This window comes from Bradyrhizobium sp. FW305-F6 (assembly GCF_058782905.1).
Genome location: NZ_JBYSYD010000002.1, coordinates 1,026,454 through 1,048,127 on the forward strand (window position 1 = coordinate 1,026,454; position 21,674 = coordinate 1,048,127).

Sequence of the window (21,674 nt, forward strand, 5' to 3'; positions counted from 1 at the left end):
GGAATGGACGGCTGGAAGGTGCCTGGAAAATAATCATGACCAACGAGAACAACACACATCCATCGGCCGGCCTCGATCGCCGGCACCTCGTCCTCGGCTTGTCCGGCGTTGCCGTTGCCGCGGCTGCGCCGGCTGCCGCGGCGAAACCACAACGCGATCAGGCCAAAGCCGCAGCCTATCCGGTCACATTCCATCGGACCAGGACCGTCGACGGGATCAAGATCTTCTATCGGGAGGCTGGGCCGAAGGATGCACCGGTGGTGCTGCTGTTGCACGGCTTTCCGACGTCATCGCACATGTTCCGCAACCTGATTCCGGCGCTGGCCGACCGGTACCATGTGATCGCTCCCGACTACCCCGGTTACGGGCAGAGCGACATGCCGCCACGGGCGACATTCAAGTATACGTTCGATCGTTTCGGCGAGCTCGTCGACGGATTGCTCGACCAGCTCGGCGTCAAGCGCTACGCGATGTACGTCATGGACTACGGCGCACCGGTCGGCTGGCGGCTGGCGCTGAAGCATCCTGAACGCATCAGCGGCCTCGTCGTCCAGAACGGCAACGCCTACGACGAAGGCCTGAAGGAGTTCTGGAATCCGATCAAGCAGTACTGGGCCGACGGGTCAGACGCGAGCCGTCAGGCACTGATGAAGCTGCTGACTCTGGAGACGACCAAATTCCAGTACACCGACGGCATGTCCGATGTGAGCCGCATCTCGCCCGACAACTGGGTCCATGACCAGGCGCTGCTGGACCGGCCCGGCAACAACGAGATCCAGCTGGACATGTTCTACGACTACCGGACCAATCTGCCGCTGTACCCGGCAGTGCAGGCCTACTTCCGCAAGCACAAGCCGCCGACGCTGATCGTGTGGGGCAAGAACGACTTCATCTTCCCGGCCGACGGCGCTCATCCTTACAAGCGCGACCTGCCCCAGGTCGAGTTTCATCTCATCAACTCCGGCCACTTCCTGCTCGAGGACAGGTTCGACGAGGTCACGCCGCTGATTCGCGATTTCCTCGCCCGCAAGATTGCCTGACATCGAACCGGCCTCCGCGAGGTCGCCGCGGCGACCTCGCCAATCCAGACAGGGACAACGCTGCGGCCTTTGGCCCAGCTTCACAAAACTGCAATCTGCCGTCCGCATAAGCGTTGCGTCCACCAACAGGAGACGCACATGCGCGCGACTTTTCTCAGCACCGTCGCAACGATCGTTCTCGCCGCGAGCGCCGCGCTCGCGCAGAGCGAGGGCGAATTCCCGGCCAAGCTCGCCGGCCACGTGGTGATGCCGGCGGAGACTTTCATCGACGCCCCGGCTGACGCCCCCGCCGACCTCAAATCGGCAGGCAAATACACCACCGGCAAGCGGGTCGACGCACTCGGCACCGTCATGGGCAAGTCCTACGAGCGTCCCACCGGCGTGTCGCTACCGTTCAAGGGCCAGCCGCTGCAGGGCCATTCCGGCATCAAGACCATGCCCGACGGCAGCTTCTGGGTCGTCATCGACAACGGCATGGGTGCGCGCGCCAACTCGCCGGATTCGATGCTGTACCTGAACCGCTACAAGATGGACTGGGCGAGCGGCAAGATCGAGCGGCTGGAGACCATCTTCCTGCACGATCCCGACAAGAAGGTGCCCTTCCGCATCCTGCATGAGGACACCCAGAAGCGCTATCTCACCGGCTCCGATTTCGATACCGAGGGATTCCAGATCGTCGGCGATACCTTCTGGATCGGCGACGAGTTCGGCCCCTATATCCTGAAGGCCGACAAGACCGGCAAGGTTCTCGGCGTGTTCGACACGGTCGCCGACGGCAAGCCGGTGCGCTCGCCGGACAATTGGTCCGTGGGAACTCCGGCCGCGCCGGGCGCGACCTACACCAACGTCAATCTCCGCCGCTCCAAGGGCTACGAGGGCTTTGCCGCGTCGAAGGACGGCAAGTTCCTCTACGGCCTGCTCGAAGGACCACTGTGGGACGCCGAGAAGAAGGAGTGGGAGAAGGTTGACGGCAAGGAAGCCGCCCGCATCCTCGAATTCGACGTCGCCGCGGAAAAATTCACCGGCCGTTATTGGCACTATGTGTTCGAGCAGAACGGCAACGCCATCGGCGACTTCAACATGATCGACCCGACGGCGGGCCTCATCATCGAGCGCGACAACGGCGAAGGCACCGCTGACAAGGCCTGCCCGCAAGGCACTCGCGGCGAGAACTGCTTCCCTGACCTCGCCAAGTTCAAGCGCGTCTACAAGGTCGAGCTCACCGACGCCAATGTCGGCAAGCCCGTGCGCAAGATCGGCTATATCGACCTGATGAAGATCAGGGATCCCGACAAGAAGGCGAGGAAGCCGCTCAACGACGGCGTCTACACTTTCCCGTTCTTCACCATCGAAAACGTCGACCGCGTCGACGACACCCACATCATCGTCGGCAACGACAACAACCTGCCGTTCTCCTCCAGCCGCGATCCCAACAAGGCCGACGACAACGAGTTCGTTCTGCTCGAGGTCGCGGATTTCCTGAAGGCGAAGTGAGACGAGTTCTTTCCTCTCCCTCTCCCCACTCGCGGCAGGGCAATCGCATTTGAATATCGCAGAGGTCGTCATGCCCGGGCTTGTCCCGGGCATCCACGTTCTTTGTGCTGTGTGGCAAGGCGTGGATGGCCGGGACAAGCCCGGCCATGACGCTGCGGAGACAGACGGTATGCGATAGCCGTGCCACTTGCGGGGAGAGGGTTGGAAATGACAGCGGCCTCATCCCCGTCATTGCGAGCGCAGCGAAGCAATCCAGATTCTTTACGCGGAGACAATCTGGATTGCTTCGCTACGCCGCAATGACGAGGATAGAACTTCAGTCCGACCTCTTAACGAGGTCGCGGAGACGACCCCTCGTACCCCTTACACGTCAGACCGTGAATGGCTGCGAGCGAGCATCCTCACCTCACCGTAAATTCCACCGGGATCGTAAAGCTCATCGAGCCGTTCTTGATCTCGTCCGGAAACGGCGGGAACGGCGCAGCCTGGCGGAGCATCGACATCGCCTGAGCGTCGAAGGCAGCGACGCCGGACGCACCACTGAGACGGCTCGCCGTCACCTGCCCGCCACGACCGAGGGTGAAGCTGAGCCTTGCAACGCCGCGCTGGCCGCCGGCGCCGGCCGGATATGAGTGGAAGCGCATCAGATGGGCGCGGACGCGCTGGTTGTAGGTCGCGATTGCGGAGGCGGTCGCCCCCGCACTCATGGCGGAAGCCATCGGCGCCTCGCGCTCGGCACGCGCTGGTGCGCTGGTGCGCGGCGCCGGCGTGGCGTCCGACGGCTTCTTCGCCTCGCGGCGGACCACTTTCGGCTTCTCCAGCGCGGGCTTTTCCACCGGCACGATCTTCGCCGGTTCGGGCTTGGCCGGCGTCGGCTGCAACTTCTGCTCCGGCGGTGCAACGACCTCCGGCCTTTCCTGCGGCGGGGTCGGCGCGATGGTCTCCTCGATGGCCTGTTGCTGCACCGGCTCTGGCGGCGAGGCATCTGCCTCCTGCATCGAGGGTCCCGGCGCGACGTCGTCCAGCGCAGGCTGCGGCGCCGACGTCACCGGCGACATGTCGATCATGATCGCGGGCAGGCTGACGCCCTGCTCCGGCTGCGATCTGAGCCAGTTCATCGCCAGCAGCGCCGCGGCGACATGCAACGCCACGATCGCCGCCGCTGAGCCCCCCCAGCGCGCGCCATCGCGCTCCTCAAGCGGCTGGTGCAAGGCGAAGGCGTTCGCGGCCATCAGCTGCGTCCGTCGAGGCCGACGAGAGCGACCTTGAGATAGCCGGCATTGCGCAAAGTGTTCATCACCTCCATCAAATCGCCATAGGAGACGGCCTTGTCGGCGCGCAGATATATGCGCTCGTCCTTGCGGCCCTTGGTGGCGGCGGCAAGCGAGGCGCCGAGCGCCTCGCGGCCCACGAGTTCCTCACCCACCGCGATCGAAAGGTCCGGCTTGACGGTGACGAACACCGGCTTGTCGGGCCGCGGCGCCGGCTCGGCCGCGGTCGCGGGCAGATCGACGCCGATGTCGACGGTGGCGAGCGGGGCCGCCACCATGAAGATGATCAGCAGCACCAGCATTACGTCGATGAACGGGGTGACGTTGATCTCGTGGGTGACGTCGAGATCGCTGGCGTCGCTACGCGAGCCGAGCTTCGATGCGCCGAGCTTCGCGGCCATGGGCTACTCCGCCGCCCGCGCCAGACGGAAATGGCCGTGATCGCGCTGGCGGCTCACCAGCAGCATCAGCTGCGCCGAGGCGTCGCCGAGCAGGGCACGGTAATTGGCAATGCCGCGGACGAGATGATTGTAGATCACGACCGCCGGGATCGCGGCGACGAGCCCTAGCGCAGTGGCGAGCAGCGCCTCCGCAATGCCGGGCGCGACCACTGCGAGACTGGTGGTGTGGCTCTCGGAGATGCCGATGAAGGAGTTCATGATGCCCCAGACGGTGCCGAACAGGCCGACGAACGGCGCGACGGCGCCGATGGTCGCGAGCACGCCGGTGCCGCGCGCGATCTGCCGGGACATCGCTGCCTCGACCCGCTCCAGCCGCAGCGCGACGCGTTCCTGGAGGCCGTCATCAAGCACGCCGCCGGAGAGCTCCGCTTCCCTGGCGCAGGACTGGATCAGCTGCGCAACGGCATCGCGCGCATCACCGGTCCGCGCGGCTGCCTCGGCCAGCGTCATGTTGCCCTCAAGGGCGCGAGTCCGCTGCAGGGCGAGCGCGCCCTTGCGACGCAGCTCGATCGTCTTGGCGAGCCACACCGTCCATGTCGCCAGCGACGCGACGGCGAGCCCGACCATCACGATCTTCACGATGATGTCGGCCCCGATGAACATGCCCCAGGGCGACAGATTGCGCGGCAACAGCGCTTCGTCGATCGCGAAGGCCGGCGCCGGCGCGAAAGCCAGCGCGATTGCGAGGATCACGAGCCGTAGCCTGGAAATGCCCTGCATCCCGATCTCCCAATGAAGGAAAGCTATGCCGCGATGCGGTCCGCAAGCCCGCGGAAGCGCGCCAGCTGGTCCGCGCGCAACGCCCTCGTCTCGTCGCGGCCGACGAAGACCTTGAACATGATGCCGCCGTCCGCATTGACGAAGGCGACGAAGGCCGACGACTTGCCCATGAACGGCCGCTCCACGAAGGCGATGCCCGCGCAGCGCTCGTGGCGGAGATGGCCGTGCAGGCCCTTCGGCTGCATCAAGTTGAAATAGCCGCGGCCGATCTCGCCCGCCGGAACGGCTCCGGTGAACTCGAAGATCGCATCGTCGGTGTGCACGATCAGGGTGACCTCGCCCCATTCCGCGATGTCCTGCATGGCGGCGGCAAAATGTTCGCCGTTCCCGATGCGCACCATGGAGGGCGGCAGCGCCTCGATCACCGCGCGCGGCGTGACGCTGCGCTCGCGCGCAACGTCCTCGATCACCGCGCCGGGATTGTCGGCCATATGCGCCCTGAGATCGGCGAGATCCGTGCTCAGCATGTCCGTCTCCCTGGCTCGCCTCAGGCGGCCGCGCTCGTCTTGCCCTCGGTCATGATGACCTCGAATCCTTCGAACTTGGGGTGGCCGAGATAGAGGCTCTCGCCGGTCTTGTTGTCGGCGCGGGCGTGAGCACGGCGGAATTCCTCAGAGCGCGTCCAGGCCTCGAAAGCCGCCTTGTCGACCCACACGGTATGCGAGGAGTACAGCGTGTGATCCTCGGCGACCGGCCCCTTGAGCAGATGGAATTCGACGAAGCCCGCCATGCTGCCGAGATAGGACTCCCGGGTGCGCCAGACGGTTTCGAACGCGGCTTCCGAGCCGGGCTTCACCTGGAAACGATTCATTGCGATGAACATTTGGGTCTCTCCTTCTGATCGAGATGAAAGCGCGCCGAAGCCGCGCTGGAGCATCAGCGCGGCCCGGGAGGTTGTTGTGTTGCGGCGACGCCGGTCGGCTTACGCACCTCCAAAGTGGATCTTCATGCCGGCTTTGTAGACTCTGCCCGGCCCCGGGCTCGACCACAGCACGTCGTTCTGCGACGTGCCGTCGGTCGAGCTGCCCGGAATGGCATAAGGCCGGTAGTACTGGTTCAGGAGATTGTCGATCGACGCCGTGAACACGATGTCCTTGGTGGCGTTGTAGGTCATGTACAGGTTGACCAATTCATAGCCGGTCGCGGGCAGATAGCCGGCGGGCACGTCGTTGTTGGCGCCGAAGGAGGCCCACTGCGCCGTCAGGATCAGCGTGCGATCGAGCAGGCGGACACCACCGGTCGTGACGACCTTGCGCGGGGTGATGGTCGCGAGCCCGATATTGGTGGCGACGTTCTTGCCCTGGATGTAGTGCCCGGCGACGCCGATGAACCAGTCGCCGGCATCGTACATCGTCTCAGCCTCAAAGCCCTGGATGCGGGCATTGGCGATGTTCTGATACTGGTAGAACTGGCTGAACGAGCCGAACGGGGGGACCGGGACCGGCGCCGAAGCGACCAAATCGATGTAATCGCTGACGTCGTTACGGAAGAGATTGATCTTGCCGCGGAAGGAGTCGTTGGCACTGAAGATGTTGTCGTATTTCAGGTTGAAGCCGACTTCCTTGTTCTTGCCGACCTCCGGACGAAGGCCCGGGTTCGGCAGGAAGCAGAACAGGCCCACCGTGCCGTTCGGGCAGACGAAGAAGGCCGGTCCGCCGCCGGTCGCATGCGCACCGGAGATCACCGTCTCGGTGATCGATGGCGCGCGATAGCCTTCGGCATAGCTGACATAGGGCTGGAAGCCTGGCACCGGCGTGACGCCGAGGGTGATCTTCGGCGAGAACCGGTCTCCGCCGGTGCTGGTCCGCCCCGAATCGAGGTCGTAGCGGTCATAGCGGATCGCGCTCACCGCCTCGAACCAGTTGCTGTAGTTCTGCTTCAGCTGGACAAACCCGCCCGACACGGTCCGGATGCCGCTCGGCGTCGTGATGTTGGAATTTCCGCGGCTGTCGGTCGTGATCACGTCGTCCTGAAAGGCGTCCACGCCCCAGGTGACCGCATTGCGCCAGTCGCCCACATTGAAGCGGGTCGTGTTGTTGACGTCGATGCCGTAGGTGTTGAGGACATAGCCGCGCTTGTCGCCGACGCAGCCCGAGATGTTGTTGCCGACGTTGCCGGCGCCGCAATAGGCCGCGCCCGAGGTCGAGTAGTGATAGGTCTTGGTCTGGTCGTTATCGACACGATTGCCGTAGAGCGACATGTGCCAGTCGAACAGATTGTCGCTCGGCAGCGAATAGTTCCAGGTGATGGTGCCGGTGTAATTCTTCGTGTCGGACGCATAGACCGACGAGCCCTGATAGAGCGCGCGCTGTGCCGCCGTTGCGACCGGGCCGCGGTTGAACTGGCCGACGTCGTACTGAAAGTCCTGGAAGACGGCGCCGAATTTCACCTCATGGCCGAGGGCGGGCCGTACCGTGAGCTTCATCAATCCGGCCTCGACCTGATTGCCGGTGTTGCCGATCTCGGTGCCGTTGCCGTCCTTGTAGTTGCCTTGGGTGCGATAGACCGCGCCACCGAAGATGTCGACGTCGGGCGATGCGCGCACGCCGCCGAACACGGAGCCGAGGCCGCGATTGTTGTTTGATCCGTAAGAGCCCGAAAGATCGACGCCCCAGCGCTCGCCGGGGCGCAGCACGTCGTTGATGTCCTTGGTGCGGAACGAGACCAGGCCGCCGATCGCACCCGAGCCGTAGATGTTGGCGGTCGGCCCGCGCACCACATCGACGCCGCCGATCAGTTCAGGATCGAGGAAGAACGAGCCGTTGGCATTATGGCCGGTGCGCTGGTAGTTTTGCCGCGCGCCGTCGACGACGACCGCGACGCGGCCGAAATCCTGCAAGCCGCGGATGTTGATGACGGTCGCGGGATCGTCACCACGCTCCTGGAACGACACGCCGGGGACAGCATAAAAGATGCCGGACAGCCGGTTCGGCTGGATCCCCTGAATCTGGTCGAGCGAAATGGAGCTGACGGGCGCGAGCGAGTCGATCGCGCGCTCCTTGGTCTTCGTGGCCGCAGCCGTGATGGTGTCGAGCACCTGAACGGGCGGGGCGCTGCCCGCCTGCGCGCGGGCGTCCATCACGCCTGCGCTGGCCTGCTGCTGCGCGACCTGAGCCGCCGGCTTGCGCTTGGACTGCTTCGGCCTTTCCGCCGACGCGTTTTCGGCCCGCGGGGACGCAGTCTGCGCGGGACTGCTCTCCGTCATCACTACCGCGATCGAAACAACCGACGCGCCCAATATCAGGGCGCGCGAATACCTAGCCCCGCCAGCCATATCAGCCTCAGCCTGCACTTCACTTTTATTTTGGAGTCTTTGGCTGGCGTGCGTTCGCAACGAACGACTGGCTGGCTGATTTCGAAAGCCCGCGGGCAAGTTACCCGCTGTCGTGATTGGTAACGTGGCAACACTCTGACGGTCAATGACATCGCCTTGCAGTTTATATCGATTGTAAACTGCCGCCGTTGGAATGCGCCTCGCGCCGCCTATACAAAGCAGGACGCATCTGAAATTTCGAAAGCGCATCACAACACAATGTCAGCAACATCCGGAGACAGCAGCGGCGTCGCGGCAGGGCCGGCGGGAAGCCCTTCTGCGCCAACGAGAACCCTCACCATGCGAGGGAGCCGGATCGATAGCCGGGAGCTGTTTGCGGCCGAACGCGAGATCATCATCGCGCATGGCGAGGACAGCTATCGCCTGCGGCTGACGTCGCAGAACAAGCTGATCCTGACGAAGTAAACCGCAATGACACTTTGTCGCACCGTCGCAAGCGTGATGTTCTCCTGCACATTCGCGCTCGTGTCCGGCGTGCATGCCGCCGGTATCATCGTGCATGATGCACGCCATCGCGACATCGCCGTCACCGATGTCGCGCGCACGGTGTCGATCGGCGGCGCCATCACCGAGATCCTCTATGCGCTCGGGCTGGAGAGCCGCCTGGTCGGCATCGACACCACGAGCCTCTATCCGCCGGCGGCGCTGCGGGACAAACCCAATGTCGGCTACATGCGCCAGATCTCCGCCGAAGGCGTGCTCGGCCTCAACCCCACCCTCATCCTGGCGATCCAGGGCTCGGGCCCGCGCGAGACCATGGAGATCCTGGAGACGGCAAAAGTGCCGCTGGTGCTGGTGCCCGAAACCTACTCCGAGGACGGCCTGATCGAGAAGATCAAGCTGGTCGGCCATGCCATGGGCGTCGATGCGCGCGCCGAATGTCTCAGCGCGGCCGTCGGCGCCGATCTTGCGCAACTCCGCGCCCTGCGCGCCAAGGTGACGAAGCCGGTGCGGGTGATGTTCGTGATGTCGCTTCAGAATGGGCGGGCGATGGTTGCAGGCCACAAGACCGCGGCCGACGAGATCATCCGGCTCGCGGGCGCGGCCAACGCGGTCGACGATTACGATGGATATAAGGTCATCAGCGACGAGGCGATCGTGGCCGCAAAGCCCGATGTCGTGCTGTCGATCGAGCGCGGCAAGGATTCGCTGCAGGCCGATGCGGTCTACACCCATCCCGGCTTTGCGCTGACCCCGGTCGCGGCCAACAAGAGCTTCATCACCATGGATGGGCTTTATCTGCTCGGCTTCGGGCCGCGCACCGCCGCGGCGGCGCGCGATCTCTCGGTCAAGCTCTATCCGGCCCTCGCTGCGAGCGGCGCATTCACGTCGGCGCTGCCGACGGCGAATTGCCAGCAATGAGCGTGGCCGCCGGGATCGAAGCGCGAAGCCCACGACACAGAGCGGGACGCTGGACCGCATCGTTCGCGATTCCCCTCCTGCTCGTGGTGCTCCTGGTCACCGCGATCGCCGCTCTGACGGTCGGCGCCGCCGGCATCCCGCTCTCCAGGCTGCCAGCCGCGCTGGGCTTGGCCGGCGAAAGCACGGCCATGACGGCCCGCGACCAGCTAGTGCTGTGGTCGATCCGCATTCCCCGGATCGCAGCGGCCGCGATGATCGGCGCCCTGCTCGCCGCGGCCGGCGCGATCATGCAAGGCCTGTTTCGCAATCCGCTCGCCGATCCGGCCCTGGTCGGCGTCTCCAGCGGCGGCGCGCTCGCAGCAGCGAGCGCGATCGTCTTCACCGATTCCCGCTTCGGCGAGGCGCTGCGCTTTCTCCAGGCCGAGCTGTTGCCGCTGGCGGCCTTCGCAGGCTCGCTGGCGACGACCGCGGTGCTCTACGGCATCTCCAGCCGCTCCGGGCGCACATCGATTGCGATCTTCCTGCTCGCCGGCGTCGCCATCACCGCGATCGCCAACGCCGGCGTCGGGCTGCTGGTCTTCATCGCCGACGACCGCCAGCTTCGCGACATCACGTTCTGGATGCTCGGTTCGATGAGCGGGATAACCTGGACCAAGGCCGCAGTGCTCGCGCCGATCCTGGTCATCGGACTTGGCGCCTGCACTTTCATCGCGCGCGGCCTCGATCTCCTCGTGCTGGGCGAGGCCGACGCCTTTCACGGCGGCGTCGATGTCGAGCGCCTCAAGCGGATCGCGATCATCATGGTCTCGGCCATGACCGGCGTCGCGGTGTCGATCAGCGGCGTGATCGGCTTCGTCGGCATCGTCGTGCCGCATCTGCTCCGTCTCGTGATCGGCCCGGCGCATCGCCTGCTGCTGCCCGCCTCGATGTTTCTTGGCGCGATTCTGATGGTCGGCGCCGACACGCTGGCGCGCACCATCGTGGCCCCCGCGGAGATGCCGATCGGCATCCTGACCGCGACGGTCGGTGCGCCCGTCTTTCTCTTCATCCTGCTGCGCCAGCGCGGGCTCGCAGCGCCATGACGGCGGTGATCGAGGCAAGACAGTTGAGCAGGCGCGCAGGCCGCGCGACGCTGCTCGATGGCGTCGGCCTGGCGGTAACTGCGGGCGAGATGGTCGCCATCATCGGCCCGAACGGCGCCGGCAAGTCGACGCTGCTGCGGCTGCTCTCCGGCGACCTGCGCCCCAGTGCAGGCGAGGTGAGGCTGAAGCAGCGCGACATCGGCAGCTTCGCGCCGCGCGAGCTCGCCGCGCGCCGCGCCATGCTGTCCCAGCATATCAACGTCACCTTCCCCTTTACGGTCGAGGAGATCGTGCTGATGGGCGCGGGCGAGCGCAGCCTTCGTGATGCCCGTCCGCTCGTCGAGGCCGCGCTGGACGAAGTCGGCCTCGCACATTTCCGCGAACGGCAATTGCCGACGCTGTCGGGGGGCGAGCAGCAGCGCGCTCATTTCGCCCGCGTGCTGGTGCAGCTCGCCTGCGGCGAGGCCGAGCACGGCCCTGGACTTCTGTTGCTGGACGAGCCGACCTCGAGCCTCGATCTGCGTCACCAGATCGACCTTGTCGACGCGGCGCGACGCCGAGCGGCGGCCGGCACCGCGGTGATCGCGATCCTGCACGATCTCAATCTCGCGATCCGCTTCGCCGACCGGCTCGTTGTGCTGAACGGCGGCAGGCTTGTCGCCGACGGCCCGCGCGCCGATGTCGTCACGCGCGAGAGGATCCGGGATATTTTCGAGATCGACGCGGTGGTGCATCAGGCCGACGGCATGCCGTATGTGCTGCCGCAGTCGATGCGGGCGGCTGTGCCGCCACGGTGAAGGTCGGCTCCCTCCCCCGCTTGCGGGGGAGGGTTGGGAGAGGGTGTCCCCACAACGGGACAATCCCCTAGAGGTGAGAGCCCTCTCCCGCAAGCGGGAGAGGGAGTGCACTTCCTCCGTGGCGAGCAATCTACCCCGCCGGGACGATCACCATGCTCTTGTCCTTCGGCCAGCGGACGCGCCAAGCGAAGTTGATGTCGCGGACCTCGCCGGGCTTGGCGTCGAACGACCATTGCAGCACGCCGCGCTTGTCGCGGATGTTGGTTGCGGTGGGCTGGGTGCTCGACGGCAGCATCTCGACGACTATGTCTTCGTTCTCGCTGACCGGCAGCTGGTCCTCGATGGCGACCTTGATCGGGAAATCGTGCCCGTTGCGGATCGTGGTCTTGAATGCGCGCTCGTCGGTCTTCGACGTCGTCACGAGCAAGCCGGCCGAGCCCTCGTTGCGCTTGAGCACGGCGCGTTCGATTTTCACCTTGTCGTCGGCGCCGAAGCCGAGCCGCACGATGTCGTCCTTGGCGGACGCGGTGATCTTGCCGCGGCCGACGAAGACGCCGTCCCGGTAGATCGCGACCTTGCCGGGCAGCAGCGTGGTGTCGTCCGCCTGCTTGAAGCTGGCTTCGAGGAACGCGGTCGGGTCCAGTACCGGCGCGGCACGCACCGAGAGATCGGCGGGAACGTTGACCGAAGCGATCCGGAGGCTCTTGGCGCCTTCGGCCGCGCCGAGGCTGACACGGCCGGGAATTTTGAAGGTGGCCTGGAAGTCGCCGATCTCGGCGACGGCCTGTTGCTCGTCGGCGCTCTGGCGCGGCTCGGCCGCCTCTGCGATCTTGGCCATGGCCGGCGACTGCGCCTGGCGCGTCATCGGGGCCGGCCGCGCCAGATCCGAAGCCGTGCCGAGCGCCAACGGCTTCGGCACTTGCGGATATTGCGCCACCAGCGGGTTCAGCTCAGGGGCACTGCCGCCGCGGCTGATGCGGACCGTGGAGACGCCGAGCGTCACGTTGGACCAGTCCTCGCCGGTCGACTGCGTCACCTCGGCGCGACGGACGAGCTCGAGCTGCGGCTTGCGGTCCTTGGCGCCGGTATCGAGCCGCGCGTCGTAGAGCGGCACCCAGCGCGCGTTGCGCACGGCGTAGGTCACCCGCAGCGTCGCCTTGGTCGCCGCGGCTGAAGCGACGTCGATCCGCACCTCGAGCTTGCTCGGCGGCTTGGCCGAGCGTTCGGCTTCCAGTTGCGCGATCTGGCGGTCGAGTTCGCGCTGCTTTCGGGTGGCATCACGGATGGCGGTGTCCGCGGTCGCGATCTCTTCCCCGACCGCCGCAAAGGCGGCACGCCACTCGGTGATCGGCCTCGCCTCGCCCTTGTCGCCGAGGCCGGCAGGAGAGGTTTCTGCAAAATGCTGCGCGAATTTGCGCCGCGCGGCGGCCGAGTCGATCGCGCCTTGCAGATCGGCGCGCTGGTCCTTCAACGCTTCGATACGCTTGTCGAGTTCGGGCAGGTTGACCGGCGGCGCAGCTTTCGGCGGGCGCGCGTCAATCGTGCCGATGGTGAGCTTGGCGCCCGCCTCGCCCTCGACGCGGAGGGATGACGGATCGAGCGAGAGCGGAAAATCCCTGGCGACCAGTGTCGAGTCGCCGGAAGCGAGGTCCAGCGACATGACACGCGTGACGGTGGCGCCGTCAGGATAGACGGTCACCGTGTCGATCGTCGAAGTGGCGTCCACGTTGGCCGCCCATGACGGCGATGCGAGGGCCGTGGTCACCAGGACCAGGCCCGTGGTCGCCAGATATTTCGCGGTGATGCGCATGAAAGTCCCTCCTGCGGTATCGCGCGCCGCCAGCCTGACGCGCGAGAAATGCCTCGCCATCGTGGTTGGACGCGGCAAGGAAGGAACCGGTTCGATTGGGGTTTCCGTGGGGCATCGCCGCGGCGGCACCAGGGCCGCGGGACGCTTTCGCCGCCTCAGCAGCGTCAGGCCTGGGCCGGCAAACCCTGGCCGAAGATGCGGCGGAGCAGATCGGTGACGTTCCTGGCACCCGCCTTCTTCAGGATGCTGGCGCGGTAGCCCTCGACCGTCCGCGCGCTCAGATGCATCCGCCGCGCGATCTCCTTGTTGGTGAGGCCGGCGGCGAGATGCTCGAGCACGTCGCCCTCGCGCCCGGACAAGGGCTCGCAACCAGGCAGCCAGCGCTGCCGACTTGCACCGGGTTGCGCGAATTCGTCGATGGCGGCGTCGATCCGCCCGACGACATCGTGGGTGCGGAACGGCTTCTCGATGAAGTCGACCGCGCCGTTCTTGATGGCGTCGACCGCCATGGCGATGCTGCCGTTCGCCGAAGTCACCAACACCGGTGCCATGCAGTTTTCCTCCCGCAGCCGCCTGAGCACGTCGAGAGCGGAGCGATCCGGCGGCATCTCCAACAGCACACAGGCCGGCATCCGCGCCTTGGCTTCCGACAGCAGAGACGCACCATCGGCAAAGCAAATCACGTCATAGGCGCTCTGCTCAAGCGCGGCGGAAAGTTGTTCGCGGGAGGCGGCGTCAGTGTCGATGACGAATACCTCGCCCTTGGAAAGCATGTTCCCCGGCATAATCCCGATCCAGCAATGTCTTGGTCAAATCGCCCGAGACGGCCCGGGGGCTCCGTCGCGCCCCGCCGTCCACGCACGGCATTCCCGCCAGTGCTTCGGTTTTCCTTATGTATGTTCCATCCAGTTCCAGGATTTGACGGATGGGGACAGAAACTTTACATTTCGGGACATCTGCGGGAATGGCTGGCAGGAACGGTTTGCATGACCGATCTCATTCGCAGCGCAGGCCTGAGCTGTTACCCCGAGGTCGCCCGGTCGCTGGGGCTCGATCCCAACCAGATCATGCGCAAAGTCCGGCTGCCGTTGGCCTGCCTGGACAGACCGGACGTCCCGATCGCCGTCACCGGCTTGCGCCGCCTGCTCGAATTGTCGGCAAAAGCGTCCGGTGCCGAGGATTTCGGCTTGCGTCTCGCCGAGCGCGGCGGCCTGACCAATTTCGGCACGGTCGGCCTGATCGTGCGCGAACAGGCGACCGTCGGCGAAGCGATCGAGGCGTTTTCGCGCTTCATTCATCTCCATCATGACGGCATGCGGCTCGACGTTGCGCGCGGCAGACAGACCGTGACCATCACGTTGCATCTGCGCGGCCGGCAGCCGCGCGCGGCGCGCCAGTCGATAGACATGGCGCTCGGCAGCGTCCATCGCATCATCCAGTCGCTGTTCGGCAGCGATTGGCGTCCGCTGGAAGTCCATCTGCACTACCCGCCACCGCATGACAGCAAGCCCTACCGCGACTTCTTCCGCTGCCGAGTGACCTTCAATGCGGATGACGATGCGATCGTGCTATCGGCGCACGACATGGAGCGCCGTATCCCAAGCGCGCATCCCTTGATCGCGGATTACTTGCGCAAGCGGATCGAGGCGATCGAGAGCAGGCCGGGGAACTGGGAGGAGCGGGTCGACGAGGTGGTGCGAACCCTGCTCGCCAGGGGCGACTGCACGGTCGAGCGCGTCGCCGAGCATCTCGCCTGCACCCGCCGCACCATCCACCGCCACCTCGCCGCATCGGCCACCAGCTTCTCGGCCATCCTGGACGCTCAACGCGCCGATCTCGTGGTCCAGCTGATCGAGGATCCCGACCGGCCGCTGGCCGACATCGCGATCCAGCTTGGCTTCTCCGCGCAAAGCGCCATGGCGCGCTGGTTTCGCGGCCGCTTCGGCTGCACCATCACCGCGTGGCGCAGAGGCGTGCGGCCCCTGACTGAGCCACCCGCGGCGACTGCGGCCTGAGCTCAGCGTGCCGGAACAGGCAGGCCCATCGTGGCGAGGGCCCTCCGCCGGCTGCCGGCGAGCAGCGGGCCGAACGCGACGGCGAATCCGAGGAAGGCGACGATCCAGCCGCAGGCAGCGATGTGCACCAACACGTCGTGATGCGCGGGCAACAGGACGGCCGCGACCCGGGCCAGAGCCCCGACGATGATTGCAGCATAGATCGCCTGGACGGCCGGCGAAGCCGTCAACGCCTGTCCGGTATGGCCGAGGCTCGCGCGGGTCATCACCGCGAGCGTCATCGTTCCGGCCGCACCCGCCATCCAGGCGTGGATGCCCGCGCTTGGCGGCAGCTCGCCGAAGGCGGCCAGCGCATTCAGGATGAAGCCGAACGGCACGAAGACATAACCGACGTGCAGGATCACCAGTAGCCGCTCGCGCGCGGTGCGATCGCCGGCCCAGCGTGCAAGCCGAACCAGGTGCAGCACGCCAGCCCCCGCCATCGCGACGCCGGCGATCATGGTTAGCGGCGCCACGATCCATGCGATCAGCGCGAGCGCGCTCAATCCGATCACGGCGCCGTCGAAACGCCCGAACGGCACCGGCAGGCGACCGGGATTGAACTTGACCAGCCAGTTGCGGGTGAAGCTCGGAATGATGCGCCCGCCGATCAACGCGATCAGCAGGACGACCACGCCGATACCGACGCGGATGCTGACATCGGCCGTGCCCTGAACATGCGTTTCGACGTGAAAGCCGAGATTGCCGGCAAGCAGGACCAGCACCAGCCCGACCACGGGCAGATTGCGCCAGTTGCCGCCTGCGATGATCTCGCGCGTCGCCGCGGCGACGACCAAGGTCAGGAAGGCCGCATCGACGACGAGGGCAAAGGCCCAGCCGAGATCGGCGGACACCGTCACCGCGATCCGCCCGGCAAGCCAGACCATCAGCAACGCCCCGAGCGGCGTCCCCTGGATCGGCAGCCGCCCCGTCCAGTTCGGGATGGCCGTGAACAGGAATCCGGTGATCACGGCCGGCAGGAAGCCGTAGAGCATCTCGTGGATGTGCCAGTCGCGCGGCGCGAATGCGGAGCTCACCGACAGTTCCCCATGGAACATCGGCAACCAGGCCAGGATCGAGAGCCCCGCCTGGATCGCGGCAAGCAGGAAAAAGGGGCGAAAGCTGTTCGCGAACAGCGGCCAGCCCGCAAAGTTGCGGGATCGGGCGCCAGCCATGGCTCAACTCCAAAAAATTCGGACCGTCGTATCTGGAAAAATACTGCCGCCCCGCCGTCCCCTTATTGCGCTATCGCAAACTACCGGACGATTGCAGGTGCCATCACGCATAGCGCGCGGCCCCGATCGCCATCACGAGGCCGATGGATTCCGGGCTCGCGCTTCGCGCGCCCCGGAATGACGGTGGAGCGACCTTACACCGCCCGGCTGTGCAGTTGCTTGCCCGGATCCAGATGCGCGTCGAACGCCGCTGCCACGGCGCGGACCAGGAAGCGCGAGTCCTTGGCGACGGCGAGCCTATCGCCGTCCACCCTCACGACGCCGTCGGAGATCAGCGGCGTCAGGCGCGGCGCCGATTTCAGCATCGCGCCCGCCTCGGCGCCATGGCGCGCGCAGATGTCGCCGAGATCGGCGCTGAACTCGCACATGATGCGTTCGATGATGTCGGCACGCAGCCGGTCGTCGTCGGTGAGCCCATAGCCCTTCGCGGTCGCGAGGCGCCCTGCGGCGACGCTCTGCGCATAGGCGCCGATCTGCACCTCGTTCTGGACGTAGCCCTGCGGCAGATGTCCGATCGCGCTCGCGCCGAAGCCGATCAGGGTTTCGCTTTTGTCGGTGGTGTAGCCCTGGAAATTGCGCCGCAGCGTTCCCTGCTCGAAGGCCAGGGCCATGGAATCGTCCGGGCGCGCGAAATGATCGAGCCCGATCTGCACGTAACCGGCCTCCTTCAGCGCATTGGCGATCGCGCAGGCCTGGTCGTGGCGCGCGGGGCCGTCGGGCAGCATGGCCTCGTTGATCATGCGCTGGTGCTTCTTGAAACCGGGCACGTGAGCATAGCCGAACACCGAAAAGCGGTTTGGCGCGAGCGCGAGGCTGCGCCGCACCGTGTCCAGGCACGAAGCGACGGTCTGGTGCGGCAGCCCGTAGATCAGGTCGAAATTGATGCCCTCGATCCCGGCGCGGCGGAGCATGTCGACCACCGACGCCGTCTGCTCGTAGCTCTGCACGCGGTTGATCGCCCGCTGCACCACGGGATCGAAGCTCTGCACGCCGAGGCTCGCGCGATTAACGCCGGAGAGCCGCAGGGCCTCGACCATGTCCGCGGTCAATGTGCGGGGATCGACCTCGACTGCGATTTCGGCCGAAGGCAGCACGAAGAATTTCTGGCGCATCGTTGCCATCAGTTCGGCGAAGGCCTCCGGCGCCATGATCGTCGGCGTGCCGCCGCCGAAATGGATGTGCTCGACCTTGATGCGGCGACCGATGGTTTCGGCGACCAGCGCGATCTCGCTGCGCAGCGTGCGCTGGTAGCCGGCAACGAGCTCGTCGCGGCGGACGATCTGGGTATGGCAGCCGCAGTACCAGCACATCTCGCTGCAGAACGGCACGTGCAGGTAAAGCGAGGCGCTGCCGCTCACCGGCAGTTGCGCCAGCCAGCGGGCATAGGTGTCCGGACCGATCGTGCTCGTGAAGTGCGGCGCGGTCGGATAGCTCGTATAGCGTGGCAGCCGCTCCTCGCCGTAGATCGCCGCAAGATCAGCTCTCATATCTTACCCATTCGTAAATTTCGGCCGCGTCAGGCACCACGGCAAATCACGGAATGAGCTCAGATAACCCGAATGCGCGGGAGCGACTTTGCGCTCGCGCAAAGCGCGGAAGCCGATTCCCGGCCATGGTCGAAATTATTCGCCGGCCATCCGGAGCGTTTGCCATGAGGCTTCTCGAACTGATTCTGTCCCTGCTCTCCCTGCTCGAGGTCCGCGGCCATATCCCGCGGTTCGACGACTTCCGGCCGGCCCCCGCCGCGTCAGTCCCCGTCGGGGTGGTGCGCGCCCTGTCCGCAGCGATTGCCGTCTTCGCCGCGCTCGCGCTGGCGCTCTGGGGATTGGTCTGGCTTGCCATGTATCTGCTCTGACGTGTCTGCTCTGACGCATCCGTTCTGAAGTCTCTCCTCTGAAGCGGAATGGGTTCGGCTCGAGGAGATGCCGTGGCAGGCCAGCGCGTCGCAGCGGCTGATCGAGGCGTGACCGGCAAGATCATAGGGGGCGCGCATCGCTCTTCCATGATGGTCTCAGCAATGATTAGAACGACTCTAAACTGATATTGGAATCACTCTAAGTCATGCATCTTCGCGACATCGCGCCGCTGACTTTGCCCCCTCGCCTGCGCTACTCAGTCCGACGTTCAATTGCGCGCGTGGGAGCAGCCCTTATGATTAAACTTCGTATCCTTGCAGCGACTGCGGCCGTGTTGGGCCTGACGACGTCCTTCGTGTCGGAAGCAGCCGCCAATGGTGAGGTCAACGTCTATACCTATCGCGAGACCAAGCTGATCCAGCCGCTGTTTGACGCGTTCAGCAAGGATACCGGCATCAAGGTCAATGTCGTCTCCGCGAGCTCCGGCCTGGAGCAGCGCATGAAGGCGGAAGGCGCCAACAGTCCGGCCGACGTACTGCTGACGGTGGACATCGGCCGCATCGACGAGGCCGTGCAGGCCGGCGTCACCCAGCCGATCAAGTCGGAGGTGGTCGAGAAGGTCGTGCCGGCGCAGTATCGCGACCCCGACGGACAGTGGGCCGGCATCTCCATGCGTGCGCGCGTGATCTATGCCTCGAAGGATCGCGTCAAGCAGGACAAGATCACCTATGAGGAGCTCGCCGATCCCAAGTGGAAGGGTAAGATCTGCATCCGCTCGGGCCAGCACATCTACAACAACGCGCTGTTTGCGGCCTACACGGCCAAGTACGGCGAGGCCAAGGCCGAGGAATGGCTGCGCGGCGTGAAGGCCAATCTCGCGCAGAAGCCGTCCGGCGGCGATCGCGAAGCGGCGCGTGACGTTGCCGCCGGCAAATGCGACATCGGCATCGGCAACACCTATTACTGGGCGCTGATGATGAACAACGATCCCGAGAAGAAGCCGTGGGCGGAAGCGACCCGCGTCATCCTGCCGACCTTCGAAGGCGGCGGCACCCACGTCAACCTCTCGGGCGTGCTGCTCGCCAAGCACGCGCCCAACAAGGCCAACGGCATCAAGCTGATCGAGTGGCTCGTCAGCGAGCAGGCGCAGCAGCTGTATGCCGACCAGAACTACGAATACCCGGTCCGCGCCGGTGTCGCCGTCAACCCCACCATCGCCGGTTACGGCAAGCTCAGCCCGGATCCGTTGCCGATCGCAAAGATCGCCGCCAACCGCAAGGCTGCGGCCTCGCTGGCGGACAAGGTCGGCTTTGACAACTGACCTCTGGCGGCCCTCGTCGCTTAAACTCGAAGACGCTACGCGCGCACGGCCTCGCGCGAGAGGCCGTGCCCACGCCGGACGCGCCGCAACCGCCATCGCGGTTGCAGCCGCGATCCTGGTCGCCTCGCCGGTGGTCTCGATCGTTGCGCTGGCTTTGCAGCCGGCGCCCGATGTCTGGCACGACCTGATCAACTACGTGTTGCCGGCCGCGCTGCTGGACACCGCCCTTCTGCTCGCCGGGGTCGGCGCGGTCACGCTTCTGATCGGCGCGGGGACTGCGCGGGTGATATCGCGCCACGATTTTCCCGGCCGGGGCATGCTGCTGTGGCTGATGCCGCTGCCGTTGGCGATACCGACCTATCTCGCAGCTTACGTCTATGCCGACCTGTTCGAACCGCTCGGCCTGGTGCATCGCACCTTGGCGCTCTGGCTGCCGCTGCGCGATGCCCTCGGCCTTTTGCCCAACCTGCGCTCGCTGCCGGGCGCCATCTTCGTGATCGGGCTTGTGCTCTACCCCTACGTCTATCTGTCTGCGCGTGCGACCTTTCAGGTTCAGTCTGCCGAATTCGCCGAGGCTGCCACGACGCTGGGCGCCGGCCGATGGACTGTTTTCTGGCGCGTCTCACTGCCGATGGCGCGGCCGGCGCTCGCGGTCGGCGTGGCGCTGGTCGCGCTGGAAACGCTCAACGACATCGGCGCCAGCGAATATCTCGGCATCCGCACGCTGACCGTCTCGATCTTCACCACATGGCTCAACCGCGGCAGCCTTGCCGGTGCGGCGCAACTCGCATGCTTTATGCTGGCGATTGTCGCCGGCCTGATCGCGATGGAGCGTTACGGCCGCCGCAACACCAACACCGAATTCTCGGCCGAGAACCCGCAATTGAGACAGCGGACCCCGCTGTCGGGCGCTCGAGCGTGGCTGGCGCTCGCGGCCTGCATGCTGCCGGTGCTGATCGGCTTCATCGTGCCGCTGTGCTATCTGGCGCATCAGGCGCTCGGTCGCGGGCTGCTCGCGAATTTCGACCCACTGCTGTGGCGGCACACCTTCCATTCGTTTGCCTTTGCAGCGCTGGCGACTCTCATGGCGCTGGTACTTGCGCTGGCCACAACCATCGCCCACCGCTTTCGGCCGGATCCTCTGCGCTATGTGGCGATGAGCATCGCGCAGACCGGATACGCGCTGCCGGGGCTCTTGATTGCCCTGGGCCTGCTGACCCCCGTGCTGGCGGTCGATAGCGCGTTGAGCGCGGTCGCAACCTGGACCGGACGTTCGGCGCCCGGGCTGGTCCTGGTCGGCACCGGGGCGGCCGTCGTCATCGCCTATGCGATCCGCTTTCTGGCCGTGCCGGTCGGCATGATCAAGGCCGGATTCGACAGCATTCCGCGCGACTATGACGAGAGCGCACGCACGGTCGGCGCCAGCCAGGGCGTCATGTTGAGGCAGATCTATCTGCCGTTGCTCCGGCCGGCGATGCTTGGCGCGGTCATCATCATGTTCGTCGACTGCCTGAAGGAGCTGCCGGCAACGCTGCTGCTACGGCCCCTCAACGTCGAAACGCTGTCGACGTCGATCTACCAGTTCGCAAGCCGCGGCAATTTCGAGGACGGCGCGCTCGCGGCCCTCCTGATCATCGCCGCCAGCATCGGCCCCGTTGCCTGGCTGACGCGGTTCTCCGAGGTGCCGAGCGGACCGGCCTGAAGACGTGCCCATCAGGCGAGGCCGTGCGAGCCGCCCCCCAAGAGGGTCAAGACCTTATCGTCCGCCGTCAGGCGA

Annotated in this window: 20 protein-coding genes; 10 read left to right on the top strand and 10 right to left on the bottom strand. The window is 65.8% G+C overall.

The window, feature by feature from the left end:
* Positions 1–35: 35 nt before the first annotated feature.
* Together AC3WLX_RS16175 and AC3WLX_RS16180 are read left to right on the top strand one after the other, a co-directional pair.
* Positions 36–1,040 carry an alpha/beta fold hydrolase gene (locus AC3WLX_RS16175; protein WP_492336691.1) on the top strand — a complete coding sequence of 335 codons (1,005 nt, stop codon included), beginning with the start codon at positions 36–38 and terminating at the stop codon, positions 1,038–1,040.
* A 138-nt stretch (positions 1,041–1,178) separates the two neighbouring features.
* Positions 1,179–2,534: an esterase-like activity of phytase family protein gene (locus AC3WLX_RS16180; RefSeq protein WP_492336692.1), complete on the top strand. Its 1,356-nt coding sequence runs from the start codon at positions 1,179–1,181 to the stop codon at positions 2,532–2,534.
* A 401-nt stretch (positions 2,535–2,935) separates the two neighbouring features.
* On the opposite strand, the gene AC3WLX_RS16185 is transcribed toward AC3WLX_RS16180, so the two are convergent.
* From AC3WLX_RS16185 to AC3WLX_RS16210, 6 genes are all read right to left on the bottom strand, one after another.
* Complete coding sequence (locus tag AC3WLX_RS16185) at positions 2,936–3,766, bottom strand: TonB family protein (RefSeq protein ID WP_492336693.1); 831 nt, start codon at positions 3,764–3,766, stop codon at positions 2,936–2,938.
* Positions 3,766–4,206 carry a TonB system transport protein ExbD gene (exbD, locus tag AC3WLX_RS16190; RefSeq protein WP_492336694.1) on the bottom strand — a complete coding sequence of 147 codons (441 nt, stop codon included), beginning with the start codon at positions 4,204–4,206 and terminating at the stop codon, positions 3,766–3,768. Before exbD ends, AC3WLX_RS16185 begins: the two co-directional genes overlap by 1 nt.
* A 3-nt stretch (positions 4,207–4,209) precedes the next feature.
* A complete protein-coding gene (exbB, locus tag AC3WLX_RS16195; RefSeq protein WP_492336695.1) occupies positions 4,210–4,986 on the bottom strand; it encodes a tonB-system energizer ExbB in 777 nt (258 codons plus the stop codon).
* 23 nt (positions 4,987–5,009) lie between these two features.
* A complete protein-coding gene (hutX, locus tag AC3WLX_RS16200; RefSeq protein WP_492336696.1) occupies positions 5,010–5,513 on the bottom strand; it encodes a heme utilization cystosolic carrier protein HutX in 504 nt (167 codons plus the stop codon).
* A 20-nt stretch (positions 5,514–5,533) separates the two neighbouring features.
* Positions 5,534–5,869, bottom strand: coding sequence for a heme-degrading protein HmuQ (gene hmuQ, locus AC3WLX_RS16205; RefSeq protein WP_291623975.1), 336 nt, complete (start codon positions 5,867–5,869; stop codon positions 5,534–5,536).
* Between the two features lie 99 nt (positions 5,870–5,968).
* The gene (locus AC3WLX_RS16210) at positions 5,969–8,320 is read right to left on the bottom strand and encodes a TonB-dependent hemoglobin/transferrin/lactoferrin family receptor (RefSeq protein ID WP_492336697.1); all 2,352 of its coding nucleotides are present in this window, start codon (positions 8,318–8,320) and stop codon (positions 5,969–5,971) included.
* A gap of 258 nt (positions 8,321–8,578) precedes the next feature.
* Between AC3WLX_RS16210 and AC3WLX_RS16215 the strand changes: the two genes are divergently transcribed.
* The 4 genes from AC3WLX_RS16215 to AC3WLX_RS16230 are packed head-to-tail and all read left to right on the top strand — an operon-like array spanning position 8,579 to position 11,621.
* A complete protein-coding gene (locus tag AC3WLX_RS16215) occupies positions 8,579–8,785 on the top strand; it encodes a hemin uptake protein HemP (protein ID WP_291623978.1) in 207 nt (68 codons plus the stop codon).
* 6 nt (positions 8,786–8,791) lie between these two features.
* A complete protein-coding gene (locus tag AC3WLX_RS16220) occupies positions 8,792–9,742 on the top strand; it encodes a heme/hemin ABC transporter substrate-binding protein (protein ID WP_492336698.1) in 951 nt (316 codons plus the stop codon).
* The gene (locus AC3WLX_RS16225; RefSeq protein WP_492336699.1) at positions 9,739–10,824 is read left to right on the top strand and encodes a FecCD family ABC transporter permease; all 1,086 of its coding nucleotides are present in this window, start codon (positions 9,739–9,741) and stop codon (positions 10,822–10,824) included. Before AC3WLX_RS16220 ends, AC3WLX_RS16225 begins: the two co-directional genes overlap by 4 nt.
* The gene (locus tag AC3WLX_RS16230) at positions 10,821–11,621 is read left to right on the top strand and encodes a heme ABC transporter ATP-binding protein (RefSeq protein ID WP_492336700.1); all 801 of its coding nucleotides are present in this window, start codon (positions 10,821–10,823) and stop codon (positions 11,619–11,621) included. Before AC3WLX_RS16225 ends, AC3WLX_RS16230 begins: the two co-directional genes overlap by 4 nt.
* Positions 11,622–11,751: 130 nt before the next feature.
* Here AC3WLX_RS16230 and AC3WLX_RS16235 read toward each other — a convergent pair whose 3' ends face one another.
* A complete protein-coding gene (locus tag AC3WLX_RS16235; protein WP_492336701.1) occupies positions 11,752–13,431 on the bottom strand; it encodes a mucoidy inhibitor MuiA family protein in 1,680 nt (559 codons plus the stop codon).
* A gap of 164 nt (positions 13,432–13,595) precedes the next feature.
* Entirely contained in the window at positions 13,596–14,216 is a 621-nt protein-coding gene (locus tag AC3WLX_RS16240; protein ID WP_492336702.1) for a response regulator transcription factor, read from the bottom strand.
* Between the two features lie 201 nt (positions 14,217–14,417).
* Here AC3WLX_RS16240 and AC3WLX_RS16245 point away from each other — a divergent pair, with 201 nt between their 5' ends.
* Complete coding sequence (locus AC3WLX_RS16245; RefSeq protein WP_492336703.1) at positions 14,418–15,446, top strand: AraC family transcriptional regulator; 1,029 nt, start codon at positions 14,418–14,420, stop codon at positions 15,444–15,446.
* A gap of 2 nt (positions 15,447–15,448) precedes the next feature.
* On the opposite strand, the gene AC3WLX_RS16250 is transcribed toward AC3WLX_RS16245, so the two are convergent.
* Positions 15,449–16,660 carry an NnrS family protein gene (locus tag AC3WLX_RS16250; RefSeq protein ID WP_492336704.1) on the bottom strand — a complete coding sequence of 404 codons (1,212 nt, stop codon included), beginning with the start codon at positions 16,658–16,660 and terminating at the stop codon, positions 15,449–15,451.
* Positions 16,661–16,854: 194 nt separating this feature from the next.
* The gene (hemN, locus tag AC3WLX_RS16255) at positions 16,855–18,207 is read right to left on the bottom strand and encodes an oxygen-independent coproporphyrinogen III oxidase (RefSeq protein WP_492336705.1); all 1,353 of its coding nucleotides are present in this window, start codon (positions 18,205–18,207) and stop codon (positions 16,855–16,857) included.
* Between the two features lie 164 nt (positions 18,208–18,371).
* On the opposite strand from hemN, the gene AC3WLX_RS16260 reads away from it, so the two are divergent.
* The 3 genes from AC3WLX_RS16260 (at position 18,372) to AC3WLX_RS16270 (ending at position 21,599) form a co-directional block, all read left to right on the top strand.
* Positions 18,372–18,575, top strand: coding sequence for a hypothetical protein (locus AC3WLX_RS16260; protein WP_492336706.1), 204 nt, complete (start codon positions 18,372–18,374; stop codon positions 18,573–18,575).
* Between the two features lie 296 nt (positions 18,576–18,871).
* The gene (locus AC3WLX_RS16265) at positions 18,872–19,897 is read left to right on the top strand and encodes a Fe(3+) ABC transporter substrate-binding protein (protein ID WP_492336707.1); all 1,026 of its coding nucleotides are present in this window, start codon (positions 18,872–18,874) and stop codon (positions 19,895–19,897) included.
* Between the two features lie 94 nt (positions 19,898–19,991).
* Positions 19,992–21,599, top strand: coding sequence for an ABC transporter permease (locus tag AC3WLX_RS16270; RefSeq protein ID WP_492337304.1), 1,608 nt, complete (start codon positions 19,992–19,994; stop codon positions 21,597–21,599).
* The last annotated feature ends 75 nt before the right edge of the window (positions 21,600–21,674 follow it).

Excerpts from the sequence above, each read along its gene's own strand:
- AC3WLX_RS16175 (WP_492336691.1), top strand. The coding sequence starts at position 36 with ATGACCAACGAGAACAACACACATCCATCGGCCGGCCTCGATCGCCGG.
- AC3WLX_RS16180 (WP_492336692.1), top strand. The coding sequence starts at position 1,179 with ATGCGCGCGACTTTTCTCAGCACCGTCGCAACGATCGTTCTCGCCGCG.
- AC3WLX_RS16185 (WP_492336693.1), bottom strand. The coding sequence starts at position 3,766 with ATGGCCGCGAACGCCTTCGCCTTGCACCAGCCGCTTGAGGAGCGCGAT.
- exbD (WP_492336694.1), bottom strand. The coding sequence starts at position 4,206 with ATGGCCGCGAAGCTCGGCGCATCGAAGCTCGGCTCGCGTAGCGACGCC.
- exbB (WP_492336695.1), bottom strand. The coding sequence starts at position 4,986 with ATGCAGGGCATTTCCAGGCTACGGCTCGTGATCCTCGCAATCGCGCTG.
- hutX (WP_492336696.1), bottom strand. The coding sequence starts at position 5,513 with ATGCTGAGCACGGATCTCGCCGATCTCAGGGCGCATATGGCCGACAAT.
- hmuQ (WP_291623975.1), bottom strand. The coding sequence starts at position 5,869 with ATGTTCATCGCAATGAATCGTTTCCAGGTGAAGCCCGGCTCGGAAGCC.
- AC3WLX_RS16210 (WP_492336697.1), bottom strand. The coding sequence starts at position 8,320 with ATGGCTGGCGGGGCTAGGTATTCGCGCGCCCTGATATTGGGCGCGTCG.
- AC3WLX_RS16215 (WP_291623978.1), top strand. The coding sequence starts at position 8,579 with ATGTCAGCAACATCCGGAGACAGCAGCGGCGTCGCGGCAGGGCCGGCG.
- AC3WLX_RS16220 (WP_492336698.1), top strand. The coding sequence starts at position 8,792 with ATGACACTTTGTCGCACCGTCGCAAGCGTGATGTTCTCCTGCACATTC.
- AC3WLX_RS16225 (WP_492336699.1), top strand. The coding sequence starts at position 9,739 with ATGAGCGTGGCCGCCGGGATCGAAGCGCGAAGCCCACGACACAGAGCG.
- AC3WLX_RS16230 (WP_492336700.1), top strand. The coding sequence starts at position 10,821 with ATGACGGCGGTGATCGAGGCAAGACAGTTGAGCAGGCGCGCAGGCCGC.
- AC3WLX_RS16235 (WP_492336701.1), bottom strand. The coding sequence starts at position 13,431 with ATGCGCATCACCGCGAAATATCTGGCGACCACGGGCCTGGTCCTGGTG.
- AC3WLX_RS16240 (WP_492336702.1), bottom strand. The coding sequence starts at position 14,216 with ATGCCGGGGAACATGCTTTCCAAGGGCGAGGTATTCGTCATCGACACT.
- AC3WLX_RS16245 (WP_492336703.1), top strand. The coding sequence starts at position 14,418 with ATGACCGATCTCATTCGCAGCGCAGGCCTGAGCTGTTACCCCGAGGTC.
- AC3WLX_RS16250 (WP_492336704.1), bottom strand. The coding sequence starts at position 16,660 with ATGGCTGGCGCCCGATCCCGCAACTTTGCGGGCTGGCCGCTGTTCGCG.
- hemN (WP_492336705.1), bottom strand. The coding sequence starts at position 18,207 with ATGAGAGCTGATCTTGCGGCGATCTACGGCGAGGAGCGGCTGCCACGC.
- AC3WLX_RS16260 (WP_492336706.1), top strand. The coding sequence starts at position 18,372 with ATGAGGCTTCTCGAACTGATTCTGTCCCTGCTCTCCCTGCTCGAGGTC.
- AC3WLX_RS16265 (WP_492336707.1), top strand. The coding sequence starts at position 18,872 with ATGATTAAACTTCGTATCCTTGCAGCGACTGCGGCCGTGTTGGGCCTG.